This is a genomic window from Mycobacterium sp. NGS35, assembly GCF_059812855.1.
Genome location: NZ_JCALDL010000004.1, coordinates 120,018 through 138,599, shown reverse-complemented (window position 1 = coordinate 138,599; position 18,582 = coordinate 120,018). Strand labels below are relative to the sequence as shown.

19 protein-coding genes are annotated in these 18,582 nt (G+C 64.1%); 10 read left to right on the top strand and 9 right to left on the bottom strand.

The window, feature by feature from the left end:
• Nucleotides 1-81 precede the first annotated feature (81 nt).
• From AC5Y4C_RS09775 to AC5Y4C_RS09745, 7 genes are read right to left on the bottom strand one after another with little or no spacing between them, the layout of a single operon-like run.
• Nucleotides 82-1,044 carry an NADPH:quinone oxidoreductase family protein gene (locus AC5Y4C_RS09775; RefSeq protein ID WP_499962542.1) on the bottom strand — a complete coding sequence of 321 codons (963 nt, stop codon included), beginning with the start codon at nt 1,042-1,044 and terminating at the stop codon, nt 82-84.
• 1 nt (nt 1,045) lies between these two features.
• Nucleotides 1,046-2,035 (bottom strand): phosphotransferase family protein, encoded by a 990-nt coding sequence (locus AC5Y4C_RS09770; protein ID WP_499909324.1) that lies wholly within the window; start codon nt 2,033-2,035, stop codon nt 1,046-1,048.
• A 50-nt stretch (nt 2,036-2,085) separates the two neighbouring features.
• Nucleotides 2,086-3,387, bottom strand: coding sequence for an acyl-CoA dehydrogenase family protein (locus tag AC5Y4C_RS09765; protein WP_499948712.1), 1,302 nt, complete (start codon nt 3,385-3,387; stop codon nt 2,086-2,088).
• A gap of 9 nt (nt 3,388-3,396) precedes the next feature.
• Nucleotides 3,397-4,041 carry a TetR/AcrR family transcriptional regulator gene (locus AC5Y4C_RS09760; RefSeq protein ID WP_499948710.1) on the bottom strand — a complete coding sequence of 215 codons (645 nt, stop codon included), beginning with the start codon at nt 4,039-4,041 and terminating at the stop codon, nt 3,397-3,399.
• A 53-nt stretch (nt 4,042-4,094) separates the two neighbouring features.
• Entirely contained in the window at nt 4,095-5,801 is a 1,707-nt protein-coding gene (locus tag AC5Y4C_RS09755; protein WP_499962539.1) for a nitric oxide reductase activation protein NorD, read from the bottom strand.
• Nucleotides 5,798-6,616, bottom strand: a complete 819-nt coding sequence (locus AC5Y4C_RS09750; RefSeq protein WP_499962537.1) for a CbbQ/NirQ/NorQ/GpvN family protein — start codon at nt 6,614-6,616, stop codon at nt 5,798-5,800. Before AC5Y4C_RS09750 ends, AC5Y4C_RS09755 begins: the two co-directional genes overlap by 4 nt.
• A complete protein-coding gene (locus tag AC5Y4C_RS09745; RefSeq protein WP_499962535.1) occupies nt 6,617-7,780 on the bottom strand; it encodes a spirocyclase AveC family protein in 1,164 nt (387 codons plus the stop codon). It lies immediately after the preceding gene.
• 130 nt (nt 7,781-7,910) lie between these two features.
• Between AC5Y4C_RS09745 and AC5Y4C_RS09740 the strand changes: the two genes are divergently transcribed.
• The gene (locus AC5Y4C_RS09740; RefSeq protein WP_499962533.1) at nt 7,911-8,513 is read left to right on the top strand and encodes a TetR/AcrR family transcriptional regulator; all 603 of its coding nucleotides are present in this window, start codon (nt 7,911-7,913) and stop codon (nt 8,511-8,513) included.
• Nucleotides 8,514-8,517: 4 nt separating this feature from the next.
• Here the strand turns inward: AC5Y4C_RS09740 and AC5Y4C_RS09735 are convergent, their stop codons facing one another.
• Together AC5Y4C_RS09735 and AC5Y4C_RS09730 are read right to left on the bottom strand one after the other, a co-directional pair.
• Complete coding sequence (locus AC5Y4C_RS09735) at nt 8,518-9,684, bottom strand: spirocyclase AveC family protein (RefSeq protein ID WP_499909037.1); 1,167 nt, start codon at nt 9,682-9,684, stop codon at nt 8,518-8,520.
• A gap of 143 nt (nt 9,685-9,827) precedes the next feature.
• The gene (locus AC5Y4C_RS09730) at nt 9,828-10,670 is read right to left on the bottom strand and encodes an emopamil-binding protein (protein WP_499909035.1); all 843 of its coding nucleotides are present in this window, start codon (nt 10,668-10,670) and stop codon (nt 9,828-9,830) included.
• A gap of 178 nt (nt 10,671-10,848) precedes the next feature.
• Between AC5Y4C_RS09730 and AC5Y4C_RS09725 the strand changes: the two genes are divergently transcribed.
• From AC5Y4C_RS09725 to AC5Y4C_RS09685, 9 genes are read left to right on the top strand one after another with little or no spacing between them, the layout of a single operon-like run.
• A complete protein-coding gene (locus AC5Y4C_RS09725) occupies nt 10,849-12,114 on the top strand; it encodes an aromatic ring-hydroxylating oxygenase subunit alpha (RefSeq protein ID WP_499962531.1) in 1,266 nt (421 codons plus the stop codon).
• 5 nt (nt 12,115-12,119) lie between these two features.
• Nucleotides 12,120-12,458, top strand: a complete 339-nt coding sequence (locus AC5Y4C_RS09720; protein ID WP_499909031.1) for a hypothetical protein — start codon at nt 12,120-12,122, stop codon at nt 12,456-12,458.
• Nucleotides 12,459-12,469: 11 nt separating this feature from the next.
• Nucleotides 12,470-13,732, top strand: a complete 1,263-nt coding sequence (locus AC5Y4C_RS09715; protein WP_499962530.1) for a metal-dependent hydrolase family protein — start codon at nt 12,470-12,472, stop codon at nt 13,730-13,732.
• A 20-nt stretch (nt 13,733-13,752) separates the two neighbouring features.
• Nucleotides 13,753-14,208, top strand: a complete 456-nt coding sequence (locus tag AC5Y4C_RS09710) for a MarR family winged helix-turn-helix transcriptional regulator (protein WP_499962528.1) — start codon at nt 13,753-13,755, stop codon at nt 14,206-14,208.
• A gap of 45 nt (nt 14,209-14,253) precedes the next feature.
• Nucleotides 14,254-15,279, top strand: a complete 1,026-nt coding sequence (locus AC5Y4C_RS09705) for a 2Fe-2S iron-sulfur cluster-binding protein (RefSeq protein WP_499962526.1) — start codon at nt 14,254-14,256, stop codon at nt 15,277-15,279.
• A gap of 30 nt (nt 15,280-15,309) precedes the next feature.
• Nucleotides 15,310-16,053 carry an SDR family NAD(P)-dependent oxidoreductase gene (locus AC5Y4C_RS09700; RefSeq protein ID WP_499962524.1) on the top strand — a complete coding sequence of 248 codons (744 nt, stop codon included), beginning with the start codon at nt 15,310-15,312 and terminating at the stop codon, nt 16,051-16,053.
• A 30-nt stretch (nt 16,054-16,083) separates the two neighbouring features.
• The gene (locus AC5Y4C_RS09695) at nt 16,084-17,355 is read left to right on the top strand and encodes an aromatic ring-hydroxylating oxygenase subunit alpha (RefSeq protein WP_499909021.1); all 1,272 of its coding nucleotides are present in this window, start codon (nt 16,084-16,086) and stop codon (nt 17,353-17,355) included.
• Nucleotides 17,310-17,693, top strand: coding sequence for a hypothetical protein (locus AC5Y4C_RS09690; protein WP_499962522.1), 384 nt, complete (start codon nt 17,310-17,312; stop codon nt 17,691-17,693). The genes AC5Y4C_RS09695 and AC5Y4C_RS09690 overlap by 46 nt, the downstream gene beginning before the upstream one ends.
• Before the next feature lie 19 nt (nt 17,694-17,712).
• Complete coding sequence (locus AC5Y4C_RS09685) at nt 17,713-18,558, top strand: TauD/TfdA dioxygenase family protein (protein WP_499962520.1); 846 nt, start codon at nt 17,713-17,715, stop codon at nt 18,556-18,558.
• The last annotated feature ends 24 nt before the right edge of the window (nt 18,559-18,582 follow it).

Sequence of the window (18,582 nt, the reverse complement as noted above, 5' to 3'; positions counted from 1 at the left end):
CTCCGCGAGCGTGCGTGTCGGCACGGCGACACGCCGCTCAGCACGGGCATCTGCGCACGCTTGGCCCGGGCGAGGGAGCGTTCACAACTCGATCAGCACCTTGCCGACGGCTCGTCCGTCGGCGACGAGGCGCAAAGCAGCCGCTGTTTCGTCGAGTGAGAACACCGCGCCGATGTGCGGAGCGGCCTGCCCGGACACGAGCAACTGCCGTAGCTCCTCCTCGTTGCGCTGGAATTCAGCGGGTGCGACGTCCTGGAATTGGAACCCGACGATCGTCACGCCCTTGACGAGCACCAGGTTCAGCGGGATGCGGGGAATCACTCCTGACGCATAGCCGACGGTGACGAACCGGCCGCCGCGGCGCAAGGCCCGCAGTGTCGGCTCGGACAGGTCCCCGCCCACCGGGTCGATGACCGCGTCGGCGCCTGTCGGCACCGCCTCGCGAAGAGCTTCACGCACATCTGCCCGGCGGTGGTTGATCACGTGTCGAGCCCCGTGAACCCTTGCTGCTGAGAGCTTTTCGTCCGATGACGCAACGGCGGTGACGACGGCGCCGAGCCGGCTGCCGAGCTGGACCGCGGCCAGGCCCACACCTCCGCCAGCACCCAGGACCACGAGTTCGTCGCCAGCGCCGACTCGTGCGACCGAGCGCAGCGTGTGATAGGCGGTGCGGTGCGCGACACCGAACGCGGCGGCGGCACGCAGATCGACGCCGTGGGGAATGCGTGCCAGGGCCGCGGCCGGAACCGCCACATGTTCGGCGAACGCTCCGAACAGTCCCGTGCCGCCGACACGGTCGCCGATCTCGAAATCCCCACAGTCGCTATCGATTTCGTCCACGATGCCCGCGAACTCGCTGCCCGGGATGAACGGCGGCGGCACCCTGATCTGGTACTTGCCGGCGATCAGCAGTACGTCGGGGAAGTTCACGGCCGCAGCGGCTACGCGCACCCGTACCTCACCGGGCGCCGGCGTCGGCGACGGTCGCTGCTCGATGCGCACGACTTCCGGTGGCCCGTACTGCGGGCACACAGCAGCGCGCACGTCAGCCTCGGTAGTCGGTGGTTTCGGCCAGTTCTGCGGCCGACGCCATCAATTCCGGCACGATCGGCCCGAACGCTTGCAACTTCTCGTCATCGCCCGCCCGTTGGAAGCCCTGCTCGAGCACGATCGCGAGCTTCCACTTCGCCAGGATCACGTAGTAGTCCAGGTCGTCGACCTGACGACCCGACACCTCGGCGTAGTGCGCCACCACCTGCGCGCGCGATGGCATTCCGCGCATGTCGACGTAGCTCATCGCCGACGGCTCGGGTGAGTCGGGATCTTCGGGCCAGCTCTGCACCATCCATGCGAGGTCGAGTTTCGGATCGCCGACCGTGCCCATCTCCCAGTCGACGATCGCGGCCAGTCGCGCCGGCGCCCCGTAGTGGTACATCACGTTGGCGAACTGGTAGTCGCCGTGCATCAGCCCGGGAATGAAGTCGAGCGGCCGGTGCTCTCGCAACCATGCGGTCGCGGTCTGCATGCCGTCCAGTTCGCGGCCCTTGATGCGTTCGAAAAAGCTTGTCCAGCGGTCGACTTGGCGTTCGTGGAAACCCTCCGGGCGACCGAGGTCGGTCAAGCCCTTCGCCCGCCAGTCGACCTTGGCCAGCAACGCGATTCCCTCGGCCAACTGGAATGCCAGCCCCTTGCGGGCGTCGAAATCGGCGTCGAACGGTGCGGGCCAACACTTCTGGCCCATCGGCGACCAGCCGTCGACGAAACCCATGAGGTAGAACGGGCGGCCGAGGACTGAGGCGTCAGGGCACACGGCGACGGCCGGGGTGTGCGGCACGTCGGTGCCGTCGAGCGCCTCGATGATGCGCCATTCCCGAAGGATTCCTTTGTCGCGATCGGGCGGTGCGCCGCGAGGGGGAATCCGGATGACGCAGCGGTGCTCGCCGCGGCGGACTTCGTAGATCTCGTTCTGAGTGCCGCCGGAGAGAAACCGGGCCTGCAGCGGCTCGCCGTGTCCCGGCAGACCGGCGCTGTCCATCCACTCGGCAAGCCGCGCGATGTCCAGCGCCGAGTCACCCGCCGTAACGGTCACAGGTTGCCTACTTCGTTCTCGAGATACTCGGCGAACTTCGCTTTTGCGGCTTCGCGCTTCTTCGGGATCCACTCGGTGGGCCAGACATCGTCGCTGGCTCGGTAATCGCGCAGTACTTGCTTGGCAACAGTGGCTTTGTGGACCTCTGTGGGGCCGTCGGCGAGGCCGAGCGCTGCCGCGCCGTGAACCATGCCCATGAACGGCATCTCATTGCTGACTCCCAGTGCGCCGTGCACTTGCATTGCCCGCCAAGCGATGTCGTGGAGTACGGTGGGCAGCACCACTTTGACCGCTGCGATGTCCTTGCGGACCTTCTTGTAGTCGTTGTACTTGTCGATTTCCCACGCGGTGTACAGCACGAACAACCGGAATTGTGACAACTGTGCGTACGAGTCGGCGATATAGCCCTGCACGAACTGCTTGTCGGCGAGCAAACTACCGGCGGTGTGGCGGCTCAGGGCGCGTTCGCACATCATGTCCAGCGCCTTGCGCGACAAGCCGATGGTGCGCATAGCGTGGTGAATGCGGCCACCGCCCAACCGCGTCTGGGCGATCACGAATGCCTGGCCTTCGCCGCCGAGCAGCGCCTCGGCGGGCACTCGCACGTTGTCGTAGTGGATCAGCGCGTGGCTGCCCTGGTTGTCCGGCTCACCGGCGAGTCCGACGTTGCGGACGATCTCCACACCTGGGGTGTCGGTGGGTACCAGAAACATCGACATGCCTTGATATGGACTGACATCCGGATTGGTGACCACCATGACGATGAGGAACGATGCGGTTGCGGCATTGGAGGAGAAGAACTTCCAACCGTTGATCACCCAGTCGTCACCGTCGCGCACCGCCCGGGTCTGAAACTGTGTGGGGTCGGCGCCGCCCTGCGGCTCGGTCATCGAGTAACTGGAGAAGATCTCCCCGTCCAGCAGCGGGCGCAGGTAGCGATCCTTCTGCTCCGGCGTGCCGTAATGCGCGATGATCTCGGCATTGCCCGTGTCGGGCGCCTGGCATCCGAAGACGATCGGAGCCCACTGCGAGCGGCCGAGAATCTCGTTAAGCAGCGCGAGCTTGAGCTGTCCGTAGCCCTGGCCACCCAACTCCGGGCCAAGGTGAGTCGCCCACAACCCTTTCCTGCGCACTTGTTCCTTGAGCGGATCGACGACCTTGCGCCGGGATTCGTTCAGCGGCACGAACTGCTGGTGTGGCCATGCCAAATCCAGCGGCTCGACCTCTTCGCGGACGAACGTGTCGGCCCAGTCCAACAGCTCTTGGTAATGAGGGTCGGTCTCGAAATTCCACGCCATGGCGCCTCCCTACTTGCTGTGACCCGCGACCAGGGCTGCGATGTCGGCCCCGACGACGTCGGTGAACGAACGCTGCCCGAATGTGCCTGCGGCCCAATGCCGCGCGCCCTCACTGACCAGCGTCCCGGCCAGATAGGCCAGATGGTGCACGTCGAGGTCCGCGGCAAGCTTGCCGTCTTTTCTGGCGCGCTCGAACAATTCGGTGAACATCCCCAACTCTGGTTCCGCAGGGTGATCACCGGCCAGGATGCGATGCTCGTGGCGGTAGCCCTCGAGGATGGTCTCGATGATCAGCTCCGGCGGATTGCGCAGCATCGATCGCTCCAGCGTGGACAGGGCCGCGTCGACGACCCCGCGGATCTCGTACGGCTTGCTCAGCAGCTTGCGTACGGTGCGCTGTGCGGCTTGCGTCGAGAGAACGCCGACGTCGAACAGCACGTCTTCTTTGCGCGGAAAGTGGAAATAGAACAGCGCCTTCGACACTCCCGCGGCACGGCAAATGTCGGCGACCGTGGTGTTCGCATAACCGTTGGTCCGCCACAGCGCCATCGCGGCCTGGACCAGGGCGCGCTTGGTTTCGACCGAACGCGGCCGTTGATACGACGCCCGACGCTGACTTCGGTCAGAACCCGTTTCGGATACGACGCGCGCCATCAGCGCACGTTATCAGGAGAAAACAGCTTGCGGAAGAGCTGACCAGAGTAAAACTAGGAACGCACCTTCGTCGCGCTGGGCGCGGCCAGTTCGCGCAGCGACGACAGGAACAACTCGTCCATCCGAGGGCTTAGATCCGCGAGGGTCGGGGCGCTCGCATGGCTGGCCGAACCGAAGACCCGCTCGAGTGAGTCGGTATCGGCGGCGGCCCCGATCGAAAGGCAAAGGCACGCAACGCCGTCCGCGCGCAGTTCTTCGAGAGCCTTATGGGCGTCGGCTTCGGCGTATCGGCCTTCGTATCCGTCGTCGTAAGGAAATCCGTCGGAAAGCACCAGCAGCAGTCGGTTCGGTGTACCGGCTTGAGTCTTGAGGATCTCACCGGCACCACGGATGGCCGCGCCCAGACGCGTGTAGCCCGTCGGTTGAAGCTGGTTGAGCCGGGCTCGCCCGACAGCGCTGAACCGCTGTTCGAACGGTTTGATGGCAGGTAAGTGGACGGCGTGGCGGCCCTGCGAGCGGAAGGCATACACCGCAACGCGGTCGCCGAGTTCCTCGAGGGTCACGGCCAGCGTCGCCGCCGCCCGCCGCTGGTGATCGTGGACGGTGAGGCCCTCGGAATCACTGTCGGTGGCTGATCCGGAGGAGTCGATCAAGATGAGCACACCGAGATTGCGCGCCAGCTTGCGGCGCTCGAGGTACACATGCTCGGGCGGCGAGTAGCCGCAGCGAAGGTCGACGAACAGGTCGATGAGCGCTTCGATGTCGAGGTCGTCGCCGTCAGCGCGGCCGCGAAGCACCTTGGGACCCAAGCCAACTCGAGATAGCCGCCGCCGTAACACGTCGTCTTTCGCCACACCGGCGGCGGAGACGTCGGCGTCGACCGTCAGTGGGAAGTCGACAACGCGGCACCAGTCGGCTCGATATCGGTTGTTGAAGACATCCCATTCCGGGAACAGGGCGCCCCCGACACCAACCGCAGCACCAGGCTTGGCGTCGTCGGTGAACTGGATCCGGGTGGGTAACGGGCGTGCATTGACCCCGGCTTCCTGTGCCCGGCGCATCGCGCGGACCTGCAATTCACCGCCCGCCGCGTCGTTGCCGGGGGACCGCGAGCTGCCCAGCATCTTCCGCAAGAAGTCCGACACCGCTTGGTTTTTGAATACCGGATTCTCGAAGAGCTTGAGGATCTTGCTTTGGCCGGACTCGTCTTCGACTTCCTCGTCGTCGTCCTCAGCCTCGGGCAGACCGCTGAGATCGAACTGCATGTGCAGGTCCTTGTCCGTTGCCTTCGTGCCCGCAGCCGCCAGCGATGTCGACAGTTGAGAAGGCTTGATGACACCGAACCAGCTCGGCGGATCTGCAACGCGCGCACGGCTTCTGGCGACTTGGAGCGACTCGTCGGCGGTGGCGGTGCTCGGTGGCGCGTCGGGCAGGATCTCGGCGGCGATCGACAGATGCTGCGCCAAGTCCGCCAGCACGCGCCGTCCCTCGAGCGCCAGATAGCGGCGTGCCACCGAAGGCCGCCCGCGCAGTCCCTTTACGAGGCGCCGCTCCAGGCACCCCGCACCCAGAAGTGCGCTCTGCACGACGAGTTCGCGACGCTGCTCGCCGACCGACGCGTCGGCTGAGACGAAGATGACCTGACCGTTGGTGTAAGCCAGCTGGCCCGGTGTTGCCGCGGCGACATCGACGGCCCGGCCGGCGATGAACGTCGCGAGGAGCCGAAAGCGTTGAAGGTCAGGGGAATTGGGATTCGTCACGAACGGGGCAGGACTGCGTCAACGAGCTCGCCGAGCGCGCGGACCACATCCGGGTCATCGGAGAGGACTCGCACGATGGCGGCGCGCACAGCGCTGCGCAGACTGAGCCCCTCGGCAACCAGTCCGCCGGCCAGAATCAGCATGCGAGTGGAGGACACTTCCCGCAGCGGTGAGCCGTCGAGGTTGCGAATCGCTTGACCGACTTTCACCAGAGCAGCCGCGGTGTCCACGTCGATCCCGGCCTCGTGGGCAACCACGTCCGTTTCCACGTCCGCTGACGGGAAGTCGAGTTCGATGGCGACGAACCGCTGCCTCGTCGACTCCTTGATGTTCTTCAACACGCTCTGATAGCCGGGGTTGTACGAGATCACGAGCTGAAATCCCGGCGCAGCAGTCAACGTCGTGCCCAAGCGGTCGACCGGAAGCTCACGACGGTGATCGGCAAGCGGATGGATCACGACGGTGGTGTCCTGGCGAGCTTCCACGATCTCGTCGAGATAACAGATGGCGCCCTCTCGAACCGCACGGGTCAACGGGCCGTCCACCCAGACGGTTTCCCCTCCTTTGAGCAGGAAGCGGCCCACGAGGTCGGCCGATGTCATGTCCTCGTGGCCGGCCACGGTGATCAGTTCACGGCCGAGTTCATGGGCCATTGCTTCGACGAAGCGCGTCTTTCCGCATCCGGTCGGACCTTTCAACAGCACGGGCAACCCCCGTCGCGCCGCCGCCCGAAATACCTCCACCTCGTCGCCGACCGCTCGGTAGAACGGTGCGTTGGTTACTGGCCTGACAACGGCCGACGTATTGTTCAACACTCATCTACCTTTTTCGACGGGGACGACTTTGGGAGGCGTGACGCCTTCGGGCATCACCAGCTTGCCTTGGGGATTGATGTACCCGGAATTCTGCAGGGGGACCGGTAACGACGGGTCAGGACAGGCTCGGTCGGTGCCGTCACCGCAGACGCCCATCAAGAAGTACGAGCGCTTCAAGATGTCGTCGGGCCACGGATCCTGATGCAGCGCGAACCACTGTGCGGGAAGGTTGTAGAGGACGAAGTAAAAAGCACTGCAGGCCGCGAAGATCGCGAGGAAGCGCGTCAGCTGTTGCCTGGCGAACCCGCCGCGGACCTTGTCCAGCCCGCGTTCGACGAAGGTGCGGCCGCGGTCGTCGGTGAAGTAGCGCAGACAACAAAGACCCGCTTGGACACCACCCCACATGAGTCCTTCGTAAATCGGCCACTGGTAGTACGTTCCGGCGTTGACCGACAGGGCGCGAATGGCGCCGGGATAGGTGAACAGCCCCATCGGCATGAGGAACAAGCCTTCGATGACGAAATCGAAGAAGAACGTCCAGACGATCACCACGCCGATCAAGCCGAGGGTGTTGATGTTGGGCCAGCGCGACTTGGCTTTGCGCATCACCCAGCAGCCGAGCATCGTGCACAGCAGGACGAACGAGTAGCCGGGCGCATTCATCAAGAACGGTTCGGCCATCATGCGGCCCGGTTCGCCGAACGAGATCCAGCCCGGGATGTCTTGCACCCATGAGCCGCGGTTCCACATCCAGGTGTTGTAGGTGCTCCATGTGCTGATGTAGTTGAGCAGCGGATCCTGGAAGAACAAGAGGCCGCAAGCGATCAGCAGCATGCCGTCGAGCGTGATGCGCCGCTCGCGGCGCCAGGGCCGGATGATGAACCACCAGATGGCGACGGGCAGTCCGACGATGATCACGGCGGTCCAGGTGACCAGGATCGCCTTCATGTACATCGGCGGATCGCTCGGGCCCGGCGGGACCCGCTCGAAGTTCGGTCCGGTGATCCAGCGGATCCACACGTAGAGCTGGAAGAGCAGGATCGCGCCGCCGACCGCAGCCCAGATATGAATCGGTGCAATGTTCGAATGTGATTGAGCGCCAAGCGATTTCGCTCCCGGTGCCGGTTCGGTCACAGCGGGCCGCTTTTGCGTCAGGTCGCTCATGGCTAACCGTCTCCTCTGCACGTTTCGATCGCACGGGCTGCACGTCTGGTCGGAAGTGGCTGATGCGCTGAAAATATACCAGCGGGTATCTCAATGACCAAGGGGTCAACTCTTATGGCAAGATTGCCGCATGATTGAGCCCTGGACCCGGGAGCGACGCCTCGAGCGCACTCGTTCGCTGCTGCTCGATGCCGCGGAAGAGGTGTTCGCTGAGAAAGGCTTCATTCCAGCCACTCTCGATGACATCGCGAAGGCGGCCGGGTACTCGAAGGGCGCGATCTACAAGTACTTCTCCACCAAGGAAGACCTCTTTCTGGCCGCAAGCGACCGATATTGGCGGCGCTACTTCGACACCTTCGCCGAGCTCATGTCCTCGGCACGTCAGATCGGGGCGCACGAACTGGAGGAGATTGCTCAACGGTGGCGCCAGCTGAGTCGAGACCGTGGCGTTGAGCATGCGGCGCTGGGAGTGGAATTCAACCTCTACCTCCTGCGCAATCCCGATGCGCGGAAACGTCTGGCGGACAAGAGAGCTGAGGTGGTCGCCGGGCTGGCGAAGTACATCGTCGCCGGTGTCGACCGGCTCGGCGGCACGCTGCTGATCCCGCCGGCGACGTTCGCCCATATCCTCATTGCCACGACCGACGCCGTCGAGATGGGCAGTCAGTTAGACGACGTCGATCTCTACCGGCCGGTGGTCGAGATGTACGTGTCGGCGATCAAGATGCCCTGAGGCCTCAGCGGCCCCGCTCGAACGGCACCACTTTCGGCATCTCTGCGCCCTCCGGAAGGACGAGGTGGCCGTTGACGTCGATGTAACCGGAGCGCTTGGTGGGCATGGGCAATACCGGATCCGGACACGGAGTATCGCTGCCCTCACCGCATACGCTGCCGCTGAAGTACGAGCGCTTCAGATGGTCTTCCGGCCACGGGTCGGAATGCAGGCCGATCCACTGCGCAGGAACGTTGTACAAGAAAAAGAAGGCGGCACTGGCTGCCGCGAAAATCGCGAGAAACCTGACGAGCTGCTGCGTCACGGCCCCGCCCCGGACATGCTCGAGACCCCGTTCGACCACCGTGCGGCCGCGGTCGTCGGTGAAGAATCGCAGACAACACAGCGCTGTCATCACGCCGCCCCACATCAGGCCCTCATAGATCGGCCACTGGTGATAGGTGCCTGCGAACAGCGAAACCTCCCGAATCGCACCGGGATACGTGAAGAGTCCAATCGGCAACAAGACCAGACCCTCCATGACGAAGTCGAAGAAGAAGGAGAACACGTATGTCACAAGCACCAACCGGAAGGTGCTGATGTTCGGCCAGCGCTGTTTGACCTTGCGCATCACCAGACAACCCACGATCAGGGTCACCAGAACCAGCGAGTATCCAGGCGCATTGATCGGTAGCGGTTCTGCGACCTGATGTCCGGGCGACTCGGGGGACACCCAACCGGGAACGTGTGACGACCACGATCCGCGGTTCCACACCCAGGTGTTATAGGTGCACCACGTGTTGACGTAGTTGAGAAATGGGTCCTGGAAAAAGAACAGGCCGCACGACACCAGCAGCATGCCGTCGAGCGTGATGCGCCGCTCACGCCGCCACGGTCTGATGAGAAACCACCAAATGGCAGCTGGGAAGCCGACAACCATGAACGCCGCGTTGACCGTGAGCATGACCTTCATGAACGTGGGCGGGTCGGTGGGCCCGGCGGGAACCTGGACGAAGTACGGCCCGGTGATCCATCGGATCCACACGTACAGCTGCAGAATCAGCAGAGCGCCGCCGAAGAAGGCCCAGATCTTGACCGGCTTACTCGGGGCCTGCGGTTGAGTACCAAGCGCTGCGGCCCCGCCGAGAGACTCGGTGACGACGGGCTTGGTCTTACTGGACAGATCGCTCATGACGCCTCCCGGCTGCCTGCGGTATCACGAGAAAGGTACCAATGAGTATCTCGACGGCCAATGGGGATCTTCCAACTTTTTCGAATCTTCTTCCGTGGTGTTTGGTCATGGGAAGCGATGCGATCGCCGAAAGGGATTGCCTGTCAATCGAATTCGCTGACCCTCATGACGCGGCCGCCGGCCGAGAACTGTGTCTTCGCGGTCACGTCGCTGGCCCTGACCGCGGCCTGGTGTGCGCCAGCGCGCCGGGTCAAATGGTCGACCTGGAGGTAGATCGCGAAGAGGACCAGGAAAGGCAGCACCATGAAGGGCACGTTCTCGCCGATGAACTTGAACCAGAACCCGAACGCGCCTTGGCCGATGTGGGCGAAACCAGAGCGCACCTCAGTGGCGTAATACACGCCGGTGCTGCTGATCAGCATGGCGGTCCCCGCGAAAGCCAGCCACAGACAACGGATTCGGGACTCGGTGGGCAACTCGGGTTTGATGAGGCGCGTCCAGACGGCGAAGAGCATCACACCGACGAGCACGCCCATGAACTCCAGCCCGAAGATCCAGTTGTTGCCGCTGGTGTAGCGGGAGTCGGTCAGCCCGTACTGCCACCACAGCCACTTCCAGCCCGGGTCGTCGGTCGGCTCCCACAGGCCGAACGGATGGCCGAGCAAGAAGACCAGTTCGTAGCCGATTTGACTGCCGGCGGTGTAGGGCAGGTACACCAGGACGAGCTCGGCTGCCTTCTCCAGTCGCGAGCGCTGCTCGCCTCGCGCCGTCCACAAGATCGCCAACGGCAGCAGGATCACCGGCACGCCGAACAGGAGGTTGGCCACGACGTCTGCGGTGAACGTCGGCGCGATGAACCCGAAACCGACACCCACGGTCATCAGGACGAACATGAAGCCCGTGATCGCCGCGACGGCGAGATAGATCCGCAGGCGGTGGGGTGCCCACGGCCGGGCGAGATTCGGTTCCACTTCGGTCGTCGTCATGGGCCAATCCCTAATATCAACTACTTGCGATTGCTGGCGGAAGCATATACCGTCGGCGCTGCACGCCACCCCCGGAATACGCCGAACAGCACCAAAGACTTGCTGACTGGCAAGACCCGGAGTCCGGGAGGCGCGCGTGCGGCATGACCGGCCTGACCGCGTGGACAGGAGAAGCCAAATGGCCCGATTCCCCAAGCCGCCGGAGGGAAGCTGGACCCAGCACTACCCGCAGCTGGGTACCGAGCCCGTCTCCTACGAGGACTCGATCAGCCCGGAGTTCTACGAGCTCGAGCGTCGCGCCATCTTCAAGCGGGCTTGGCTCAATGTCGGGCGGGTCGAACAGCTTCCGCGCAAGGGCAGCTATTTCACCAAAGAGCTCAAGGTGGTCAACACCTCGATCATCGTGGCCCGCACCATGTCCGGTGATATCAAGGCGTACCACAACATCTGCCGCCATCGCGGCAACAAGCTCGTCTGGAACGACCTGCCGCTCGAGGAGACCAGCGGTACCTGCCGGCAGTTCACCTGCAAATACCACGGCTGGCGGTACGACCTCGACGGGAAGCTGACTTTCGTCCAGCAGGAAGAGGAGTTCTTCGACCTCGACAAGAGCCGCTATGGGCTCAAGGGCGTGCACTGCGACGTCTGGGAGGGCTTCATCTTCGTCAACTTCGCCGACGAACCCGAGCAGTCGTTGCGCGACTTCCTCGGCCCGATGATCACCAATCTGGAGGGCTATCCATTCGACAAGATGACGTCGCGCTGGAGCTATCGCTCGGAGGTGAAGGCGAACTGGAAGCTCTACATGGACGCTTTTCAGGAGTTCTACCACGCGCCTGTGCTGCACGCGAACCAGTCGCCCACCGCATACTCCAAGGCCGCAGCCGAGGCGGGGTTCGAAGCGCCGCACTACCGCATCGAAGGTCCGCATCGGCTGGTCAGCACCTCCGGGGTGCGGGCGTGGGAGATGAGCGACGAGATGCGCAAGCCGATCGAGGACATCTGTCGCAGCGGACTGTTCGGGCCATGGGAGAAACCGGACCTGGGAGAGATGCCGCCTGGCCTCAACCCCGCGAAATGTGATCCGTGGGGCCTGGATTCGTTCCAGCTGTTCCCGAACTTCGTCGTCTTGTTCTGGGGCCAGGGCTGGTATCTGACCTACCACTACTGGCCGACGTCGTACAACAGCCACATCTTCGAGGGCAACCTGTATTTCCCACAGCCCCGCACCCCGCGCGAGCGGGTCGCTCAGGAACTGGCCGCGGTGTCGTTCAAGGAATACGGCCTGCAGGACGCGAACACATTGGAAGCCACCCAGTCGATGATCGAATCGCGCGTGCTCGACGACTTCCTGCTGTGCGACCAGGAGGTACTGATCCGTCACCTCCACAAGGAAACGGCGGCATGGGTCGAGGACTATCAACGCAGAATGGCAGGGGTGTGACGTCAATGGACACCGTGACCGCAAAGCTGCCGCCCGAATTCGCTGACCTAGAGCCGTATTCCGACTGGTGCCTGCCAACCGAACCGGAGCGCTACGCCAAGCGGTTGGCCAGTTCGATGACCGAGATGCAGGCCTTCTATGACGCGATCACCGCACGGGCCGAGGAAGCGCTGGCTTACTGCGACAAGTTCTCGTTGGACGACTTGCCCGAGGATGTGCTCAACCTGATGCACATGCTGTACTCGATGATCCAGGTGTCGTTCCCGGTCGAGTGCTGGAAGCAACCGAAGGTGCCCGACTCCGGCGCGACGTCACTGGACTGCGTCGTCGAACCCGTCCCGTGACGGAGCGAGGCATGTCCGAGCGACCATTCAGCACCGGGCCGACCGTCCTGCGCGCCGCGCGCTGGGCGGACGTGGATGCCGGCGAAGTGCGGTCACCGGCCGTGGTGGTGGTGGACGGCGAGCGCATCGCGGCGGTGAATCCTGCTGAACTGCCGCAGAATTCGGCCGACGACATCGATCTGGGCGACGTCACCTTGCTCCCGGGTCTGATGGACATGGAGCTGAACCTGCTCATCGGCGGCCCCGGCGGACCGGAGGGCCTGCCCAGCCCCATGCACGGCGTGCAGGACGATCCCGCGTACCGGACCCTGCGCGGAGCGGTCAACGCCCGCACCACACTCGAGGCCGGCTTCACCACCGTCCGCAACTTGGGGCTGATGGTCAAGACCGGCGGCTACCTCCTCGACGTCGCGCTGCAGCGCGCGATCGACCAGGGCTGGCACATCGGCCCGCGAATCTATCCGGCCGGCCATGCGGTGACGCCCTACGGAGGGCACCTCGACCCTACGGTGTTCCAACGCCTTGCCCCTGGCATCATGCCGCTGTCGGTGGCAGAGGGGATCGCCAACGGGGTCGACGATGTGCGCGCCTGCGTGCGATACCAAATACGGCACGGCGCCAAGTTGATCAAGGTCTCCGCATCGGGCGGCGTCATGTCGCACAGCACCGCGCCAGGCGCGCAACAATATTCGGACGAAGAGTTCGCCGCGATCGCCGACGAAGCGCACCGGGCCGGGGTCCGGGTCGCGGCGCATGCCGTGGGGGACAGCTCGATTCGGGCGTGCATCCGCGCCGGTATCGACTGCATCGAGCACGGGTTCTTGGCTTCCGACGACACCATCAAGATGATGGCCGACACCGGCACGTTTCTGGTGTCGACCACTTACCTCACGGAGGCGATGGCCGTCGACCGGATCGCCCCGGAGTTGCGCAAGAAGGCCGAAGAGGTGTTCCCCCGCGCGCAATCGATGCTGCCGAAGGCGATAGCCGCCGGTGTGCGGATCGCCTGTGGCACGGATGCGCCGGCAATTCCGCACGGCCAGAACGCAAAAGAACTGTGCGCCTTGGTTTCTCGCGGCATGACGCCGATGCAGGCGTTACGGGCGGCGACCATCACCAGCGCAGAGCTCATCGACGCCGATGACGAACTCGGTCGCATCGCTCCCGGCTACTTGGCAGATCTCATCGCCGTGCCGGGTGACCCCTCCCGTGACATCTCCACCACGCTCGATGTGCAGTTCGTGATGAAGAACGGCCAGATCTTCAAGCGATAGCGTCTAGCGAGGGAGCGCATATGGAACAGACCGACAACATCCTGTGGCTGCTCAAGCAGGCGTGGTACTTCGCATTGACCACCGTGAACGATTCGGTGAGCGACCACGGTGTGAGCACCGCGCAGATCGGCATGCTGCGCCAGCTGGCCGCCGAACCCGGGCTGTCGGGTGCCGAGTTGGCCCGGCGTCTGCTCATCAGCCCGCAGGGTGTGCAGCTGGCCTTGAAAGAACTCGAGCGGCGCGGATTGGTGGAGCGCAAGCAAGACCCGCAACACGGCCGGATACTTCAGGCCTTCCTGACCGATCGGGGTCGCGAGGTTGCCGAGGCTGTGGTCAACGACGCGATCGATGCCCACCAGAAGGTGTTCGGGGTGCTCAACAGCGCCGAGCAGAAGACGCTGCGCGAGCTGCTCGGCCGCGTGATCGAAGAGGGCACCGGCCACCAGTTGCACGTAGACCACATCGACCCCCAATAGTAAGTACTTGATAACTATGACAAGTACTTGATATCGTCGACGACGATGAGCGGGGATACGGAAGTCGACGGGTTCGCGCCGCTGCGCATCAAGCGCGTGGTGCGCGAGACACCCGACGCGGTGTCTCTCGTGCTCGACGTTCCGGAGCATTGCTCCTCGAGATTCCGGTATCAGGCCGGCCAGTTCCTGACGCTTCGCGTCAACGTCGACGGTCAAGAGCTGCGTCGCTGCTACTCGATGTCTTCCGCGCCCGTCGAGGACGATCTGCAAATCACCATCAAACGCGATCCCGGCGGGCTCGTCTCCAACTGGCTCAACGACACCGCGTCCGAAGGCAAAGAAATCCACGCCGCACCGCCGGAGGGACGGTTCGTGCTGCGGGAAACCTCCGACGACATCGTGGCGTTCGCCGGCGGCAGCGGCATCACCCCGATCATGTCGCTCGTGCGAACGGCGTTGGCCGAATCGTCTCGGCGAATCCGCTTGTTCTACGCCAACCGCAGCCGTGAGTCGGTGATCTTCGCCGACGCGCTGGCCCGGCTGGCCGACAGCTATGCCGACCGGTTGACCGTGGTCCATCACTTCGACGAAGACTCCGGCGTCGTGACACCGTCGGACATCGAAACCTTCGTCGCCGGGGCCGGCGCGGCTGACTACTACATCTGCGGTCCCGCTGCGTTCATGGACACCGTGGAACACACAGTCCTGACCGCAGGCGTGCCGCGCGAGCGGGTGCACCTGGAGCGTTTCGAGGTGGCGCCGGTGCCTGCCGATGGCCTCGACAGCGCCGCGGCAGAGACCGAAGAGGTGGTCATCGAACTGGATCGCCGCAAGACCACGGTGCCGTACCGGTCGGGCAATACGCTGCTGCAGACCGCACGAACCGCCGGCCTGCGCGCACCGTCGTCATGTGAAACCGGTTCGTGCGGAACGTGTATGGCGCGAATCGTCGATGGCAGCGCCAGGATGCTCAACAACGACGCACTGGATGACGACGAGGTGGCCGAGGGCTGGGTGCTGACGTGCCAATCGCTGCCGACCAGCCGGACAGTCCACGTGGTCTACGAGTAGCCGAGAAGGGTTGAAAATGAGGCGGATTCGATGAACCGAGTAGCGGTGGTGACCGGCGGCGCGTCGGGCATGGGCGAAGCGACGTGTCACGAGCTCGGCAGGCTCGGGAACAAGGTCGCGGTGCTCGACCTCGACGGCGACGCAGCACAGCGGGTGGCCGAAGAACTGCGGGCGGAGGGCGTCACGGCGCTGGGCGTCGCAGCCGACGTCAGCGACCGCGCCGCCGTGGAGGAAGCGTTCGCCAAGGTCCGAAGCGAATTGGGGCCAGTACACATTCTGGTGACCAGCGCCGGCGCAGTCGATTTCGCACCGTTCACCGACATCACACTCGAGGCGTGGCAGCGGCTGATCGACGTGAACCTCACCGGCACATTTCACTGTTGTCAGCTGGCGGTGCCGGACATGCTCGAGGCGAAATGGGGCCGGATCGTGATGATTTCGTCGTCGAGCGCCCAGCGCGGTTCACCGGGCATGGCCCACTATGCCGCGTCCAAAGGGGCGTTGCTGTCTTTGACTCGTTCCCTGGCGCGCGAATACGGACCGGTCGGCATCACGGTCAACAATATTCCGCCGTCGGGCATCGAGACGCCCATGCAACACCAGTCGCAAGCCGCCGGCCACCTGCCGCCGAGCGAGCAGATGGCGGCAAGTATCCCCGTGGGGCATCTGGGGACGGGACAAGACATCGCGGCGGCGGTGGGCTTTCTGTGTTCGGAGGCGGCCGGCTTCATCACCGGCCAGACTCTGGGCGTCAACGGTGGTTCGGTGATGTGATGAGATTTCAAGCAGCACAAGGAGGTTCGCATGGGTAAGTGGCCTAAGCCGGCCGAGGGCAGCTGGACCGAACACTATCCGGAACTGGGCACCGGACCTATCTCGTTTCGCGACTCGATCTCGCCCGAGTTCTACGAACTCGAGCGCGAGGCGGTGTTCAAGCGGGCATGGCTGAACGTCGGCCGGGTCGAGGATGTGCCGCGGGTGGGCAGCTACTTCACCAAAGAGATTGATGCTGCCAGAACATCGGTGATCGTGGTCAAGGGCAAGGATGAACAGATCCGTGCTTTCTACAACATCTGCCGGCACCGCGGAAACAAGTTGGTCTGGAACGACTTTCCCCACGAGGAAGTCAAAGGCACCTGCCGCCAGTTCACCTGCAAGTACCACGGGTGGCGCTATGACCTCACGGGGCAACTGAAGTTCGTGCAGCAGCAGGGGGAGTTCTTCGACCTGGACCCGTCACAGTACGGGTTGAAGCCGGTGCACTGCGATGTGTGGAACGGCTTCATCTTCGTCAACTTCGACCCCGAACCGCGGTGGAGCCTGCGGGAGTACTTGGGCCCCATGATCACAGCGCTCGACGACTATCCGTTCCACCTGATGACGGAGCGTTACGAATTCGAAGCGCACAACAACAGCAACTGGAAGATCTTCGCCGACGCGTTCCAGGAGTACTACCACGTGCCGTCGCTGCACAGCCAGCAGGTGCCGAGCGCGGTGCGTCAGCCCAACCAGACGTTCGAGTGCGGGCACTTCCAGATCGACGGGCCGCACCGGCTGGTGTCCACGGCAGGCACCCGGCGGTGGCTGCTGGCACCGGAGTACATGTATCCGGTCGAACGGATCACGCGCAGCGGGCTGGTGGGGCCGTGGCGGACACCGGAGACGCACCAGTCGGCCGGCCTGAACCCGGGCGGTATCGAGCCGTGGGGCATCACCAATTTCCAGATCTTCCCCAACCTGGAAATCCTCATCTACCACGGCTGGTACCTGCTGTACCGGTACTGGCCGACGTCGCACAACACCCATAAGTTCGAGGCCTACAACGCATTTCATCCGGCACGCACCGTCCGTGAGCGCATCGAACACGAGGTGGCCTCAGTGGTGCTCAAGGAATTCGCGTTGCAGGACGCGGGCATGCTGGGCGGGACGCAGGCGGCCCTGGAGTACGGCTTGGGAGAACCGATAGTCGACGACTATCCGCTGAGCGATCAGGAGATCCTCGTCCGTCATCTTCACCACGAGGCGGTCAAATGGGTCGAGGAGTACAAGAACGAACGCGCTCCGGTGGGGGTGTGACCGTGGCCGAATCGAAATTGCCAAGCGCGTTCGCCGAATTCGAGCCGTTCACCGAAAAGTGGTGCCTGGCAACAGAACCCGAACGCTGGGCGATGCGCCTGGCTACCCCGATGCCCGAGATCCGAGAGTTCTACGACGCGTTCTCGCCCCGCTTCGAGGAGGCCATCGACTACTGCGACAAATTCCCTCTCGACGACATCCCCGAGGACGCGCTGAACCTCTTGCACCTCGTCTATTCGATGATCATGGTGTCGATGGCGGTCGAGATCTTCGGTACCCAGAAACCCGCCGACTCCGCCGACGCGGAGCTTCACCGGATCAGCGCGCCGGTGCCGTGACGGACAGGACGCATTGATCATGAGTCTGCTGACAATCACCAAGCTCACCGCCTCGGTCGGGGCGCAGGTATCCGGGGTGGACCGGGAGGCCCTCGCCACCAACGACGGCGTCGGCCAAGCCGTGCTCGACGCCCTGGAAGACAACGGCGTGCTGGTGTTTCCGGGTCTGCACCTCGACCCGCAGACGCAGGTCGAATTCTGCCGACGCCTCGGCGAGGTCGATCATTCCTCCGACGGCCACCATCGGATCGCGGGCATCTACCCGGTGACGCTGGACAAGTCGAAAAACTCGTCGGCGGCCTACCTGCGCGCGACGTTCGACTGGCACATCGACGGCTGTACGCCGACCAACGGCGAACCACCGCAGAAAGCCACGGTGTTGTCGGCGGTCCAAGTGGCCCAGCGCGGCGGAGAAACCGAGTTCGCCAGCTCCTACGGCGCCTACGAGGAACTGAGCGACGACGAGAAAGACCGCTTCGCGTCGCTTCGGGTGGTGCATTCCCTGGAGGCGTCGCAGCGCCGCGTCAACCCCAACCCGACCCCCGAAGAGCTCGCGCGCTGGCGGGCCCGCCCAACTCACGAGCACCCGCTGGTGTGGACCCACCGCAGCGGACGCAAATCGCTGGTGCTCGGCGCCTCCGCCGACTACATCGTCGGGATCGATCTGGACGAGGGCCGGGCGCTGCTGGCCGACCTGCTGGATCGAGCCACCCGCCCAGAGAAGGTATACAGCCACCGCTGGTCCGTGGGCGACACCGTGATCTGGGACAACCGCGGCGTGCTGCACCGGGCCGCGCCCTATGACCCGAACTCACCCCGGGAGATGCTGCGCACCACGGTGCTGGGTGACGAGCCGATTCAGTGATGATGCGGCGTCGAAGCGAGGCAG

What these genes read in the sequence shown, in the direction of transcription:
- AC5Y4C_RS09770 (WP_499909324.1), bottom strand. Translation starts at nt 2,035, where the DNA reads ATGGACAGCGCCGGTCTGCCGGGACACGGCGAGCCGCTGCAGGCCCGG.
- AC5Y4C_RS09765 (WP_499948712.1), bottom strand. Translation starts at nt 3,387, where the DNA reads ATGGCGTGGAATTTCGAGACCGACCCTCATTACCAAGAGCTGTTGGAC.
- AC5Y4C_RS09760 (WP_499948710.1), bottom strand. Translation starts at nt 4,041, where the DNA reads ATGGCGCGCGTCGTATCCGAAACGGGTTCTGACCGAAGTCAGCGTCGG.
- AC5Y4C_RS09745 (WP_499962535.1), bottom strand. Translation starts at nt 7,780, where the DNA reads ATGAGCGACCTGACGCAAAAGCGGCCCGCTGTGACCGAACCGGCACCG.
- AC5Y4C_RS09740 (WP_499962533.1), top strand. Translation starts at nt 7,911, where the DNA reads ATGATTGAGCCCTGGACCCGGGAGCGACGCCTCGAGCGCACTCGTTCG.
- AC5Y4C_RS09735 (WP_499909037.1), bottom strand. Translation starts at nt 9,684, where the DNA reads ATGAGCGATCTGTCCAGTAAGACCAAGCCCGTCGTCACCGAGTCTCTC.
- AC5Y4C_RS09730 (WP_499909035.1), bottom strand. Translation starts at nt 10,670, where the DNA reads ATGACGACGACCGAAGTGGAACCGAATCTCGCCCGGCCGTGGGCACCC.
- AC5Y4C_RS09725 (WP_499962531.1), top strand. Translation starts at nt 10,849, where the DNA reads ATGGCCCGATTCCCCAAGCCGCCGGAGGGAAGCTGGACCCAGCACTAC.
- AC5Y4C_RS09720 (WP_499909031.1), top strand. Translation starts at nt 12,120, where the DNA reads ATGGACACCGTGACCGCAAAGCTGCCGCCCGAATTCGCTGACCTAGAG.
- AC5Y4C_RS09715 (WP_499962530.1), top strand. Translation starts at nt 12,470, where the DNA reads ATGTCCGAGCGACCATTCAGCACCGGGCCGACCGTCCTGCGCGCCGCG.
- AC5Y4C_RS09710 (WP_499962528.1), top strand. Translation starts at nt 13,753, where the DNA reads ATGGAACAGACCGACAACATCCTGTGGCTGCTCAAGCAGGCGTGGTAC.
- AC5Y4C_RS09705 (WP_499962526.1), top strand. Translation starts at nt 14,254, where the DNA reads ATGAGCGGGGATACGGAAGTCGACGGGTTCGCGCCGCTGCGCATCAAG.
- AC5Y4C_RS09700 (WP_499962524.1), top strand. Translation starts at nt 15,310, where the DNA reads ATGAACCGAGTAGCGGTGGTGACCGGCGGCGCGTCGGGCATGGGCGAA.
- AC5Y4C_RS09695 (WP_499909021.1), top strand. Translation starts at nt 16,084, where the DNA reads ATGGGTAAGTGGCCTAAGCCGGCCGAGGGCAGCTGGACCGAACACTAT.
- AC5Y4C_RS09690 (WP_499962522.1), top strand. Translation starts at nt 17,310, where the DNA reads ATGGGTCGAGGAGTACAAGAACGAACGCGCTCCGGTGGGGGTGTGACC.
- AC5Y4C_RS09685 (WP_499962520.1), top strand. Translation starts at nt 17,713, where the DNA reads ATGAGTCTGCTGACAATCACCAAGCTCACCGCCTCGGTCGGGGCGCAG.